This is a genomic window from Mycolicibacterium sp. MU0050, assembly GCF_963378085.1.
GTDB classification, from domain to species: domain Bacteria; phylum Actinomycetota; class Actinomycetes; order Mycobacteriales; family Mycobacteriaceae; genus Mycobacterium; species Mycobacterium wendilense.
In genome coordinates this window covers 2,068,485-2,080,908 of sequence record NZ_OY726395.1, presented here as the reverse complement: position 1 = coordinate 2,080,908, position 12,424 = coordinate 2,068,485, and the positions used below count along the sequence as shown (strand labels likewise).

Genomic DNA, 12,424 nt, shown 5'->3' with positions numbered 1-12,424 from the left:
CACGCGGCCATGAACAGGAGAGCTCGGTTGAATATCTCGCGCTTGATCGGATCGGCCAACGGTGACCGGTCCCGACGGCGGTGGCGCCGTCGCCTGACGGCCGGGACGTTGCTGCTGATCGCGTTGGCGCTCGCGGGCGGACTGGCCGCAGTGCTGACGCCCAAGCCCCAGGTGGCGGTCGCCGACGAATCGCAGTCGGCGCTGATCCGCACGGGCAAGCAGCTGTACGACACGTCGTGCATCACCTGCCACGGCGCCAACCTGCAGGGCGTGCACGACCGTGGCCCCAGCCTGATCGGCGTCGGCGAGGCGGCGGTGTGGTTCCAGGTGTCGACCGGCCGCATGCCGGCGATGAGCCTGAACCACCAGGCCCCGCTCAAGCCCGTGAACTTCGACGAGCATCAGACCGACGCGTTGGGGGCCTACATCCAGGCCAACGGCGGTGGCCCCATGGTGCTTCGCGACGACAACGGCCAGATCGCCCAGGAGTCGCTGACCACCGGCAACCTGGCGCGCGGTGGTGACCTCTTCCGCCTCAACTGCGCCTCGTGTCACAACTTCACCGGCCAGGGCGGCGCGTTGTCCTCCGGCAAGTACGCCCCCGCGCTCGGCGATGCCAACCCGCAGGTGATCTACACCGCGATGCTCACGGGACCGCAGAACATGCCGAAGTTCTCCGACCGGCAGCTGAGCCTCGAAGAGAAGACGGACATCATCAGCTACGTCCGCAACGTCTCTGAGGCCAAGAGCCCCGGCGGCTACGGCCTGGGTGCGCTCGGTCCCACCTCTGAAGGAATGGTGATCTGGATCCTCGGCATCACCGTGATGATCGGTATCACAATGTGGATCGGGGCAAGGGCATGACCGATAACCAAGACGCGAAACCCACCGACGAACAGTTGGCGGCGATGTCGCGAGAAGAACTGCTCGCGCTGGGCGGCAAGCAAGACGGTGTCGACATCGTCTTCAAGGAACCGCGCTGGCCGATCGAGGGCACCCGCGCCGAGAAGCGCGCCGAACGCACGGTGGCCGGTTGGCTACTGCTCGGCGGCCTGTCCGGCCTGGCCCTGCTGTTGGTATTCCTGTTCTGGCCTTGGGAATTCGATCCCGACAGCTGGTGGTACAACCTGGCCACCCCGATGTACGGCCTGACCTTCGGTCTGTCGATCCTGGCGATCGGCATCGGCGCCGTGCTCTTCCAGAAGAAGTTCATCCCGCAAGAGATCACCATCCAGGACCGGCACGACGGTCCGTCCTCGGAGTTCGATCGCAAGACCATCGCGGCCAACCTCACCGACGCCTTCGAGGGCTCGACGATCAAGCGCCGCAAGATGATCGGCGCCTCGTTGGGCCTCGGCCTGGGCGCCTTCGGTCTCGGTACGTTGGTGGCGTTCGCCGGCGGGTTGATCAAGAACCCCTGGAAGCCCGTCGTACCGACCGCGGAGGGCAAGAAGGCGGTCCTGTGGACCTCCGGCTGGACCCCGCGCTACCACGGCGAAACGATCTACCTCGCCCGCGCGACCGGCGACAGCCACTCCCCCTTCGTGAAGGTGCGTCCGGAGGACATCGACGCCGGCGGCATGGAAACCGTGTTCCCGCTGCGGGATTCCGACGGCGACGGCACCACCGTCGAGTCGCATCACCGGATGACCGAGATCCAGATGGGCGTCCGTAACCCGGTCATGCTCATCCGCATCAAGGCCCAGGACATGGGCCGAGTGGTCAAACGGCAGGGGCAGGAGAGCTTCAACTTCGGCGACCTGTTCGCGTACACCAAGGTGTGCTCGCATCTGGGCTGCCCCTCGTCGCTGTACGAGCAGCAGACCTACCGCATCCTGTGCCCCTGCCACCAGTCGCAGTTCGACGCCCTGGAGTTCGCTCGGCCGACGTTCGGTCCGGCGGCGCGGGCGCTGGCACAGTTGCCCATCACGATCAACACCGAGGGCTACCTGGTGGCCAATGGTGACTTCATCGAACCTGTCGGTCCGGCCTTCTGGGAGCGCAAATCATGAGTCCGAAACTCGGTGAGGTGATCGCCAAGCAGGGCGACGCGATTGACTCCCGTTACCACCCGTCGGCAGCCATGCGACGCGGCGTCCTCAACAAGGTCTTCCCCACGCACTGGTCCTTCCTGCTGGGTGAGATCGCGTTGTACAGCTTCATCGTCCTGCTGATCACCGGCGTCTACCTGACGCTGTTCTTCGATCCCTCGATGGCGCACGTCGTGTACGACGGCGTGTACCAGCCGCTGCGCGGCGTCGAGATGTCCCGCGCCTACGAGACCGCGCTGAACATCAGCTTCGAGGTCCGCGGCGGACTGTTCGTCCGCCAGATCCACCACTGGGCCGCGCTGCTGTTCGCCGCGTCGATCATGGTGCACCTGGCGCGCATCTTCTTCACCGGCGCGTTCCGCCGGCCGCGCGAGGCGAACTGGGTGATCGGCTCGTTGCTGCTGATCCTGGCGATGTTCGAGGGCTTCTTCGGCTACACGCTGCCCGACGAACTGCTGTCCGGGACCGGCCTGCGCGCTTCCTTCTCGTCGATCACCCTGGGCATGCCGGTGATCGGCACCTGGCTGCACTGGGCCCTGTTCGGCGGTGACTTCCCCGGCGAGATCATCATCCCGCGGATGTACGCGCTGCACATCCTGTTGCTGCCGGGCATCATGCTGGCCCTCATCGGTGCCCACATGGCCCTGGTCTGGTTCCAGAAGCACACCCAGTTCCCCGGCCCCGGACGTACCGAGAAGAACGTCGTCGGCGTGCGGGTCATGCCGGTGTTCGCGGTCAAGTCGGGTGCGTTCTTCGCCATGACGGTCGGCGTTCTCGGCCTGATGGGTGGCCTGCTGCAGATCAACCCGATCTGGAACCTCGGCCCGTATCGCCCATCGCAGATCTCCGCGGGTAGCCAGCCGGACTTCTACATGATGTGGACCGAGGGCCTGGCGCGTATCTTCCCGAACTGGGAGCTGTACCCGGGCAACTACACCATCCCCGCCTCCACCTGGGTGGCGCTGGGCATGGGCCTGGTGTTCATGCTGCTGATCGCGTGGCCGTACCTGGAGAAGAAGTTCACCGGCGACGATGCGCACCACAACCTGCTGCAGCGGCCGCGGGACGCTCCGGTGCGCACCGGCATCGGCGCGATGGCCATTGCGCTGTACATGGTGCTGACCTTCTCGGCGATGAACGACGTCATTGCGCTGAAGTTCCACATCTCGCTGAACGCGACCACCTGGATCGGTCGCATCGGCGCGGTGGTGCTGCCGCCGCTGATCTTCTTCATCGCCTACCGGTGGGCCATCGCCCTGCAGCGCAGCGACCGTGCGGTCCTCGAGCACGGCATCGAGACCGGCATCATCAAGCGGCTGCCGCACGGTGCCTACATCGAGCTGCACCAGCCGCTGGGCCCCGTCGACGAGCACGGTCACCCGATCCCGCTCGAGTACGAGGGTGCGGCGATTCCGAAGAAGATGAACAAGCTGGGCGCCGCCGGCGAACCGGGTTCGGGCAGCTTCCTGACACCGGATCCGCTCGAAGAGCATCAGGCGCTCGGGGCGGCCGCGCACGCCTCCGAGCACCGGGCACTGACCGCGCTCAAGGAGTACCAGGATCGCGAGCACGGCGGCAACGGCGACGGGTCCGACGGACACCGCTAGCCACCGTCCACAGCACCAACGGTTCAGGGCCGTCACCGGAGAAATCCGGTGACGGCCCTGACTTTTCGGTACTGCCACGCGTCCACCGACGGCGGCGTCGACCACAGCCACGGGTCGTCCGGCGCGTAGCGCCGAGCCGGCCACCAAGCGGACGGCGATGAAGCAGGCGAGAGACAGCGCGAACTCGGCAGCGAACACCGCCGACAAATGCTCCGGGTTGGATTGGTACCGCAGGGGCCGCGCCGAGGGGTGAGGATCAGCGAGGTCTCCCCTCCCCCAGCACCAGCCACGCGGATACGAGTCCAAGCCGACAGCTCACCGGCGAGCCGCCGGTGGCCAGCGAGACGGTGGTGGCCACCCGCACGACGGGGACGAGGGTGGCGCGCCGGCGGCACTGCCGGCCAGCTGGGCGATCGACGTCCGGGTCTCGGTGAGACCGCTTACCGACGCTGCCCCTCGCTACGCTGCGGGTTCCACCTGGGCCCGCAGTTCACGCAGGAAGTACAGCGGGATGGCGACCATCCCGACGGTGATCACCGCGGCCACCCCGTAGAGCACCCAGGACGCCACCACGGAATCGACGGCCATCAGGTGCGTGGCGATGGCGACGGCGCACAGGGCCGCCCCCGTGGCGGTCAACACTGCCAGCCCGCAACGCAGCCAGATCCGGTCCAACACAGCGGCATTCGGCGCGCCGGGGCGCAGTCGCGCGGTCGCGGCCATGGGCGCTGCGGCGCGCGCCGCGGCGGCCGGTCGGGCCGGTGCCGGCGAGGCCGGGGCCGACGACGACGACGCAGCTCCACCGGCGTTGCGGGCCCGCAGCAACAGCGGCACCGCGGCCACGATCACCGCGGCCGACACCCCGATCACCGTGTAGAGCAGCCAGGGAGTCCCATCGCCGGAGGAACTCTGCGCACTGCTCTGCCCAAGGTCGGCCAGCGCCACGCCGGCGGCGACGAACAGGCCCAGCACCAGCAGCCACACCACGGCGCAGGCCACCATGAGGGACCGGTCGACGGCCTCGGGAGAACGGAACAGGTCGCTACTCATGGCGTCTCGGATACCCCTCAGCAGCTCGTCTGCGCCGCGTTGCCGGAATTCGACGACAGCACCGTGCCGTCACTGGTGGTGATCGAGCAGTTCAACTGGCTGACCAGGAACAGGCTGGAGGCCTGCACCGAACCGACCTCGGACTGCGAGATGGGGGTGACGGTCAGCGACCACGGGATGTACACGTTGCGTTGCGTGCGACGACGGCCCGAGGCGTCCACGTAGGTCACCGAGATGATGTCGCCCGGCGCCTTGGTGCCGGTCACCGAGTAGGTGACCTGGCGGGGGCCGCTGCGGGTCGTGGTGGTCGGTGGCGGCGGCTCCGCCGTCGTCGTGGCCGGCGGCGGGGGCGGCTCCTCGCTCGGTGGAGGCGGCGGGGGCGGCGGCGGCTCCGGAACCACGGTGACGGTTTCCGGCGGCGGGGGTGGTGGCGGCGGCGGAGGCGGCGGGGGCGGCTCCTCGCTGGGTGGCGGGGGCGGCGGTGGCGGCTCCGGCGTGGTGATCTCGTCCTGCACCGGGGGCGTGGTGGACGTGGAGGTCTGCGGGGTCGCCAGCGTGTCGGTGTCGGTGCTGCTCACCAGCAGGGACACCGAGACCACCAGGGCGATGGCCGCGATGATCGCGGTGACGCCGACCACCCACGGCCAGCGCGGCGGCGCCTCGTCGCGGACGAGTTCGGTTGCGTCGTAGCTGTCGTAGTCGTAGAGACCGGCGTCGACGGGCACGTACGGCCCGGACATGAACTGCTCGGATTCCGGCGCGGAATAGGCCTGCGACGGGAACTCCCCCGGCGCCACCTCGTCTGAGCTGTAGCTCTCGGTCGGCCCCTCCGTACCGGGAAGGCCGCCCGGGTCGTCCGGAGACTCCGGTTCCGGAGAATTCGGCCCGCTCATCTTCGCCTGTCCTTCTCGACTAGATCACCCGCGACGGGCACAACCGTTCGTTTGCGCCTCGGTCACACTACCCAACCGAGGGCGTCGAACCGGCGCCACAGTTCAGCGGCACGCCGTGTCGCACCACGATTGTGACCTAAGGCCGCGGGGTGTGCGGGGTCAGTGCTTTTCGGGCTTCAGGTAGAACTCCCAGACCCAGCCGCCGGCCGCCATGATCACGAAGGTGAAGCCGGCGAAGATCAGCCACGGCAGGTACAGGGCCACCCCGACCGCGGTCACCGAGGCGCACAGCGCCAGCGACACCGGCCACCAGCTCTGCGGAGGGAAGAAACCCAGCTCGCCGGCGCCATCGCTGATCTCGGCGTCCTCGTAGTCCTCGGGCCGGGTGTCCAACCGGCGGGCCACGAACCGGAAGAACGTGCCGATGATCAGGCACAATCCGCCGGACAGCGCCAGCGCGGTGGTGCCCGCCCATTCGACGCCGCCGTCGGCGTACATGGCCGTCAGCACGGCGTAGACCACGGTGGTCACCACGAAGAACGCGGTGAGGATCTCGAACAACCTGGATTCGATATGCATGAGGCGTTCCCTCGTCCCTTAGTTGCGCGGTCCGGCTGCCAACTCACCGCGCCGCGTCTCGAACGGCTGGGTGGTGACGGCCAACGGTGGCTGGTTGATCGCCTGCAGCGCCTGGGCGTTGGACTTACCCTCGATGCGCTGCTGCATGTAGGCCTTGAAGTCGTTCGGCTCCACGACCCGCACCTCGAAGTTCATCATCGCGTGGAAGGTGCCGCACATCTCCGCGCAGCGCCCGACGAACGCACCGGTCTTGGTGATCTCGCTGACCTGGAAAATGTGCTGCGAGTTGTTCTGCACCGGGTTGGGCATCACGTCCCGCTTGAACAGGAACTCCGGCACCCAGAACGCGTGGATCACGTCGGACGAGGCGATCTGGAACTCGATCCGCTTGCCGACGGGCAGCACCAGCACCGGGATCTCCTCGCTGGTGCCCAGCGTCTCGACCTCGTTGTAGTTGAGGTAGGAGCGGTCCTCGGGGTTCAGGCCGGCGATCGCACCGCGGGTCTTGTGCCCGTCCTCACCGTCGCTGTCCGGCTGGGACAGCACGGCCTGCTTGCGCTCCTCGTCCGCGCCTTCGTAGCTGTAGGTGCCGTCGGCGAAGTTGATGCTCTGGTAGCCGAACTTCCAGTTCCACTGGAAGGCGGTGACGTCGACCACGACCTCGGGGTTCGGGTCGATGTTCATGATCTTCTCCTGCACCACCACGGTGTAGTAGAACAGCACCGAGATGATCAGGAACGGGATGACCGTCAGCATCAGTTCCAGCGGCATGTTGTAGCCGAACTGGCGGGGGAAATCGGTGTCGGTGTCCTTCTTACGGTGGAACAGCGACGTCCAGAACAGCAGCACGTAGACGATGCCGCCGACCACAAACGCCGTGATGACCGAGCCGATCCACAGGTTGTAGTTGGCGTGCGCCTCGGGGGTGATGCCCTTGGGCCAGCCCAGACCGATGACGTCCTGCCAACTGCAGCCGCTCAGGGTGACCGCCAGTAGGCCCAGCGTCGCCGCCAGACCCACCGTCCGGAACCGACGAGAACGACCTTGTGACAAGGCCTGCCCGCGGGTTTTCACGTCGGTGCCTCCTGTATGAGTTCGTGTCAATCCAATCGCATACGCACGCGTCGCGAATCGAATACTACGCAGCGTAGACCACGCCCCTTCACCGGGCACGACACACCTACCCCATCGGGCCCACGCGTCGTCGGTCCTGCCTGGATACCGGGCCTCGGAGTGCGGCATACTTGCCGACAATGTGCGGACTGCTTGCCCTGGTGTGCGACCCGGATCGGTCCGTCACCAGCGAAATCGTTGAAGCTGTCGCGGGCGCGTCACACCTGATGCGGCACCGCGGTCCCGACGAGCCCGGAACCTGGTCCGACGAGCGGGTGGTGCTCGGGTTCAACCGGCTGTCGATCATCGACATCGCCCACAGCCATCAGCCGCTGCGCTGGGGACCGCCGGAGACACCCGACCGCTACGTGCTGGTGTTCAACGGTGAGATCTACAACTACCTGGAGCTGCGCGCCGAGCTGCGCGCCGAGCACGGCGCGGTCTTCGCCACCGAGGGCGACGGGGAGGCCATCGTCGCGGCCTATCACCATTGGGGCCCGCAGGCCCTGAACCGGCTGCGCGGCATGTTCGCCTTCACGCTCTGGGACACCGTCGCCGAGGAGCTGTTCTGCGCGCGCGACCCCTTCGGGATCAAGCCGCTGTTCATGGCGACCGGCCCGGGCGGCACCGCCTTCGCCAGCGAGAAGAAGTGCCTGCTGGACCTTGCCGACCCGCTGGGCCTCGACACCGACATCGATGAACGCGCCCTGCAGCACTACACCGTGCTGCAGTACGTCCCGGAGCCCGAGACCCTGCACCGCGGGATACGCCGGCTGGAGTCCGGCTGTTATGCGCGGCTGCGCCCCGGGGCCGCGCCGGAGGTGACGCGCTACTTCGTGCCGCGGTTCGCCCCCGTGCCGTTCGGTGCCCGGCGGGAGGACGCCCAGGCCCGCTACGACGAGATCACCGCCGTCCTGGAGGACTCGGTGGCCAAGCACATGCGCGCGGACGTCACCGTGGGCGCGTTTCTCTCCGGCGGCATCGACTCGACCGCGATCGCCGCACTGGCCATCCGCCACAACCCGCGGCTGATCACCTTCACCACCGGCTTCGAGCGCGAGGGTTTCTCCGAGGTGGACGTGGCCGTCGCCTCGGCCGAGGCGATCGGCGCCCGACACGTGACCAAGGTGGTCAGCGCGGCCGAATTCGTCGAGGCACTGCCGGAGATCGTCTGGTATCTCGACGAACCGGTGGCCGACCCGGCGCTGGTCCCGTTGTTCTTCATCGCCCGCGAGGCGCGTAAGCACGTGAAGGTGGTGCTGTCCGGGGAGGGCGCCGACGAGCTGTTCGGCGGATACACCATCTACCGGGAACCGTTGTCGCTGCGACCGTTCGACTACTTCCCCGCCCGGCTGCGGCGCTCGGTCGGCAAGCTGTCGCGGCCGCTGCCCGACGGCATGCGCGGCAAGAGCCTGCTGCACCGGGGTTCGCTCACGCTCGAAGAGCGCTACTACGGCAACGCCCGCAGCTTCAACGATGCGCAACTGCGCGCCGTGCTGCCCGGATTCCAGGAACAGTGGGTGCACACCGACGTCACCGCGCCCATCTACGCCGAATCGGCGGGCTGGGACCCGGTGGCGCGGATGCAGCACATCGACCTGTTCACCTGGCTGCGCGGCGACATCCTGGTCAAGGCCGACAAGATGACCATGGCCAATTCCCTGGAGCTGCGGGTGCCGTTCCTTGACCCCGAGGTGTTCGCGGTCGCCTCCCGGCTTCCGCTGGAGCAGAAGATCACCCGGACCACCACCAAGTACGCGCTGCGGCGGGCGCTGGAGCCCATCGTGCCCGCGCACGTGCTGAACCGGGCCAAGCTGGGCTTCCCGGTACCCATCCGGCACTGGCTACGGGCCGGCGAGCTGCTGGACTGGGCGTACCAGATGATCGAGCGCTCGCAGACAGATCAGTTCATCGACCGCGCCGCGGTCCGCCGGATGCTCGACGAACACCGCACCGGCATCAGCGATCACAGCCGGCGGTTGTGGACCGTGCTGATCTTCATGCTCTGGCACGCGATCTTCGTCGAGGAGTCGATCAGCCCGCAGATCAGCGAGCCGACCTACCCCGTCGAGCTGTAGTCGCGGCTACTTCAGCGCCGCGGCGATGGCGCCCGCCGCCTCGGCGCCGTAGGCGTCCTCGAGCCGGGCCAGGCTGGTGTCGCGGTTCCAGGTCCATTCCTGCGTGCCGTCGGTCTCCAGCACCAGCACCGCGACCAGGCAACCCAACTGGGCGCACTGTTCGTAGGCCAGTCCCGCGCTGCGGCCGGTCAGGAAACCCGCGCGGAACGCGTCGCCGACGCCGGTCGGGTCGGTCTGCACCGTCTCGGGCACGACGTCGACATGCAGGGTGGTCCCGTCCGGCTGCACGACGTCAACGCCCTTGGCGCCCAACGTGGTGATCCGCAGCCCGATCTGGCTCATGACGTCGGCCTCGGTCCAGCCGGACTTGCTCAGCAGCAGATCCCACTCGTAGTCGTTGGTGAAAAGGATCTCCGCGCCGCCGATGAGCCGCCGGATCTCCTCGCCGGACAGGCGCGCGAGCTGCTGCGACGGGTCCGCCGCAAACGGCAGGCCGAGCTTGCGGCACTCCTCGGTGTGGGCGAACATCGCCTCCGGGTCGTTGGCGCCGATGATCACCAATTCCGGTGCGCCGCTGGCGGAGACGTAGTCGGCCAGCGAGATGTTGCGGGCCTCCGACATGGCCCCCGGGTAGAACGAGGCGATCTGGGCCATCTCGAGGTCGGTGGTGCAGACGAAGCGCGCGGTGTGCGCGGTGGTCGACTCGAGCACATGCGCACAGTTCACCCCGGCCTTCTCCAGCCAGGCCCGGTACTCGGCGAAGTCCGCGCCGGCCGCGCCGATCAGCGCCGCGTCCCCGCCGAGCACGCCGATCGCGTAGGCCATGTTTCCGGCGACGCCGCCGCGGCGGACGACCAGGTCGTCGACCAGGAAGCTCAGTGACACCTTCTGCAGGTGTTCGGCCAGCAGCTGTTCGGAGAACTTCCCCGGGAACCGCATCAGGTGGTCGGTTGCGATGGACCCGGTCACAGCAATCGTCACGAAGTTCTCCGCCCTTCATCGTTTGTCGAACTCGCCAAGCCTAACGGCAGCCGGGGGCGCGTTGGCCGGCGCCACGTTGCGATAACCTGCCTAACAGAGCGTGACTGACACGCTGTAAGGGCAGTTCCGTTGGCGCGGAATGGCTCGACCGACGTTCCCGCTAGCCCGACTTCACGCACAGCCTGGGAGGGAAAGCCATGGCCGGCCCGTATCCGCCGCACCAGGGTAACGACCCCTCCGGGGAGTACCCGGTGTCGCCCAACTACGGGCCCAACTACGTCGATCCCGCCGGCGCCTTCCCGGGTCCGGTGCCGCAGCCGGTGCCTTATCCGAAGCGGCCCCGCTGGCCCGTGCTGGCCGCGGGGATCGTCGTATTGGCGGCGGTGGCCGGCATCGTGGCGGCGCTGGTGTTCGCCGGCGGGGAGAAGTCCTCGGCGACCGCCGGCGGCGCGATCACCACCGACAGCGCGCAACGGGCCATCCAGGCCTACCTCGACGCGCTGTCGAACAAGGATCTGGAAGTGATCGCCCGCAACACGCTGTGCGGGATCTACGAGGGGGTCAAGGATCGGCGCTCCGACGACGCGCTGGCGAAGATGTCCGCCGACGCCTTCGAGAAGCAGTTCTCGAGCGCCGAGGTGACATCGGTGGACGCCATCGTATTCGCGTCCCCGAACAGCGCCCAGGTGCTGTTCACCATGCGCACCGAACCGGCGCGCGGAACCCGCGGCGGCCCGACCGAACGTCAGGGCGTGGCTCAACTGCTGAGCTACGACAACCAGATCCTGGTGTGTTCCTACGTGCTGCGGACCGCCGGGGCCTTCTAGTCAGCGGTTTCGCTCAGTTGAACGAGTCGCCGCACGCGCAGGAGCCGGTGGCCTGCGGGTTGTCGATGGTGAAGCCCTGCTTCTCGATGGTGTCGACGAAGTCGATCGAGGCGCCCTCCACGTACGGCGCGCTCATCCGGTCGACGGTCAGCTTGATGCCCTCGAACTCGACGGTGAGATCGCCATCGAGGGTGCGGTCGTCGAAGTACAGGTTGTACCGCAGCCCGGCGCAGCCGCCCGGCTGCACGGCGATGCGCAGTGCCAGGTCGTCGCGGCCCTCCTGGTCGAGCAGTGACTTCGCCTTGGCGGCCGCGGCAGAGGTCAGGATCACACCGTGTGTGGTGGTCGCCGACTCGTCCTGAACAGTCATTACCTTCTCCCTCGGGTTCCCTTGCGGGGTTGCGTACCGGCGGGTGAGGCCGGGTGACCTCACTTACCACCCATGTTTCTAACGGTACCTCCTCGGCTGACTATTCCCGTAGTTCCATGCCAATCCGGCGATGCGTCACGGGTGCGTGCCGGGCACCGGCCGCTGCGAAGTAACCTGGCAGGCGTGAAGCTGCTGGGTCGAAAGAACGGCGACGGCGACACCAACCCGGCTGACGAACCCGGTTCGGAGTCGACCGTCTCAGACATCGCGGACGCCGAAACCGTCGAAGCCGCGAAGACCACCCCGCCCAAGGGCCGCCCCACGCCCAAGCGTGACGAGGGCCGCCGGCGCGGGCCGGTCGCGCCCGCCCCGATGACGACGGCGGAGGCGCGCAAGCGCCGCAAGGAGATGGCCGGGCCCAAGCTGCCCAAGGCCGAGCGCAAGGCCGCCCGGCTGGAGCGGCGCGCCAAGCTGAACGAGAACCGCGAGCGGATGATGGCCGGCGAGGAGGCCTACCTGCTGCCGCGCGACAAGGGCCCCGTCCGCCGGTACGTCCGCGACCTGGTCGACTCGCGCTACAACGTGCTGGGCCTGTTCATGCCCATCGCCCTGATCATGATCTTCTCGATGCTCGCGGCGCCGCAGGTGCAGGCCTTCATCTCCCCCGCGATGCTGCTCCTGATGGCGGCGCTGGCCGTCGACGCCGTCATCCTGTCCCGCCGGGTCAACCGGGCGGTCGACGAGAAGTTCCCGGACAACACCGAGAGCAATTGGCGGCTGGGCTTCTACGCCGCCGGACGCGCCTCGCAGCTGCGCCGCATGCGCGCCCCGAAGCCGCAGGTCAACCGCGGCGACAAGATCTCCTGACCGGCGAT

Annotated in this window: 12 protein-coding genes; 6 read left to right on the top strand and 6 right to left on the bottom strand. The window is 67.9% G+C overall.

Features of this window, described 5'->3' with window-relative positions; all coding sequences use genetic code 11:
- Positions 1–9 precede the first annotated feature (9 nt).
- The 3 genes from qcrC to qcrB are packed head-to-tail and all read left to right on the top strand — an operon-like array spanning position 10 to position 3,658.
- Positions 10–864, top strand: a complete 855-nt coding sequence (gene qcrC, locus R2K23_RS09725; protein ID WP_316516314.1) for a cytochrome bc1 complex diheme cytochrome c subunit — start codon at positions 10–12, stop codon at positions 862–864.
- Positions 861–2,012 (top strand): cytochrome bc1 complex Rieske iron-sulfur subunit, encoded by a 1,152-nt coding sequence (gene qcrA / locus R2K23_RS09720; RefSeq protein ID WP_316516312.1) that lies wholly within the window; start codon positions 861–863, stop codon positions 2,010–2,012. The genes qcrC and qcrA overlap by 4 nt, the downstream gene beginning before the upstream one ends.
- Positions 2,009–3,658, top strand: a complete 1,650-nt coding sequence (qcrB, locus tag R2K23_RS09715) for a cytochrome bc1 complex cytochrome b subunit (RefSeq protein WP_316516310.1) — start codon at positions 2,009–2,011, stop codon at positions 3,656–3,658. Before qcrA ends, qcrB begins: the two co-directional genes overlap by 4 nt.
- 459 nt (positions 3,659–4,117) lie before the next feature.
- On the opposite strand, the gene R2K23_RS09710 is transcribed toward qcrB, so the two are convergent.
- The 4 genes from R2K23_RS09710 to ctaC form a co-directional block, all read right to left on the bottom strand.
- Positions 4,118–4,708, bottom strand: coding sequence for a DUF2561 family protein (locus R2K23_RS09710; RefSeq protein WP_316516308.1), 591 nt, complete (start codon positions 4,706–4,708; stop codon positions 4,118–4,120).
- A gap of 17 nt (positions 4,709–4,725) precedes the next feature.
- On the bottom strand, positions 4,726–5,601 hold the full coding sequence (locus R2K23_RS09705; protein ID WP_316516307.1) for an MmpS family transport accessory protein: 876 nt from the start codon (positions 5,599–5,601) through the stop codon (positions 4,726–4,728).
- 159 nt (positions 5,602–5,760) lie between these two features.
- Complete coding sequence (locus R2K23_RS09700; protein WP_316516305.1) at positions 5,761–6,180, bottom strand: cytochrome c oxidase subunit 4; 420 nt, start codon at positions 6,178–6,180, stop codon at positions 5,761–5,763.
- Between the two features lie 18 nt (positions 6,181–6,198).
- Positions 6,199–7,254, bottom strand: a complete 1,056-nt coding sequence (gene ctaC, locus R2K23_RS09695; RefSeq protein ID WP_316516303.1) for an aa3-type cytochrome oxidase subunit II — start codon at positions 7,252–7,254, stop codon at positions 6,199–6,201.
- 179 nt (positions 7,255–7,433) lie between these two features.
- Here ctaC and asnB point away from each other — a divergent pair, with 179 nt between their 5' ends.
- A complete protein-coding gene (gene asnB, locus R2K23_RS09690; protein ID WP_316516301.1) occupies positions 7,434–9,371 on the top strand; it encodes an asparagine synthase (glutamine-hydrolyzing) in 1,938 nt (645 codons plus the stop codon).
- 6 nt (positions 9,372–9,377) lie between these two features.
- Here asnB and R2K23_RS09685 read toward each other — a convergent pair whose 3' ends face one another.
- Positions 9,378–10,352, bottom strand: coding sequence for a carbohydrate kinase family protein (locus tag R2K23_RS09685; protein ID WP_316516299.1), 975 nt, complete (start codon positions 10,350–10,352; stop codon positions 9,378–9,380).
- A 197-nt stretch (positions 10,353–10,549) separates the two neighbouring features.
- On the opposite strand from R2K23_RS09685, the gene R2K23_RS09680 reads away from it, so the two are divergent.
- A complete protein-coding gene (locus R2K23_RS09680; RefSeq protein WP_316516297.1) occupies positions 10,550–11,179 on the top strand; it encodes an Rv0361 family membrane protein in 630 nt (209 codons plus the stop codon).
- Positions 11,180–11,192: 13 nt separating this feature from the next.
- Here R2K23_RS09680 and R2K23_RS09675 read toward each other — a convergent pair whose 3' ends face one another.
- The gene (locus R2K23_RS09675; RefSeq protein WP_316516295.1) at positions 11,193–11,549 is read right to left on the bottom strand and encodes a HesB/IscA family protein; all 357 of its coding nucleotides are present in this window, start codon (positions 11,547–11,549) and stop codon (positions 11,193–11,195) included.
- A gap of 183 nt (positions 11,550–11,732) precedes the next feature.
- Between R2K23_RS09675 and R2K23_RS09670 the strand changes: the two genes are divergently transcribed.
- Positions 11,733–12,416, top strand: a complete 684-nt coding sequence (locus tag R2K23_RS09670; RefSeq protein ID WP_396893347.1) for a DUF3043 domain-containing protein — start codon at positions 11,733–11,735, stop codon at positions 12,414–12,416.
- Positions 12,417–12,424: the final 8 nt, after the last annotated feature.

What these genes read in the sequence shown, in the direction of transcription:
- qcrC (WP_316516314.1), top strand. Translation starts at nt 10, where the DNA reads ATGAACAGGAGAGCTCGGTTGAATATCTCGCGCTTGATCGGATCGGCC.
- qcrA (WP_316516312.1), top strand. Translation starts at nt 861, where the DNA reads ATGACCGATAACCAAGACGCGAAACCCACCGACGAACAGTTGGCGGCG.
- qcrB (WP_316516310.1), top strand. Translation starts at nt 2,009, where the DNA reads ATGAGTCCGAAACTCGGTGAGGTGATCGCCAAGCAGGGCGACGCGATT.
- R2K23_RS09710 (WP_316516308.1), bottom strand. Translation starts at nt 4,708, where the DNA reads ATGAGTAGCGACCTGTTCCGTTCTCCCGAGGCCGTCGACCGGTCCCTC.
- R2K23_RS09705 (WP_316516307.1), bottom strand. Translation starts at nt 5,601, where the DNA reads ATGAGCGGGCCGAATTCTCCGGAACCGGAGTCTCCGGACGACCCGGGC.
- R2K23_RS09700 (WP_316516305.1), bottom strand. Translation starts at nt 6,180, where the DNA reads ATGCATATCGAATCCAGGTTGTTCGAGATCCTCACCGCGTTCTTCGTG.
- asnB (WP_316516301.1), top strand. Translation starts at nt 7,434, where the DNA reads ATGTGCGGACTGCTTGCCCTGGTGTGCGACCCGGATCGGTCCGTCACC.
- R2K23_RS09680 (WP_316516297.1), top strand. Translation starts at nt 10,550, where the DNA reads ATGGCCGGCCCGTATCCGCCGCACCAGGGTAACGACCCCTCCGGGGAG.
- R2K23_RS09675 (WP_316516295.1), bottom strand. Translation starts at nt 11,549, where the DNA reads ATGACTGTTCAGGACGAGTCGGCGACCACCACACACGGTGTGATCCTG.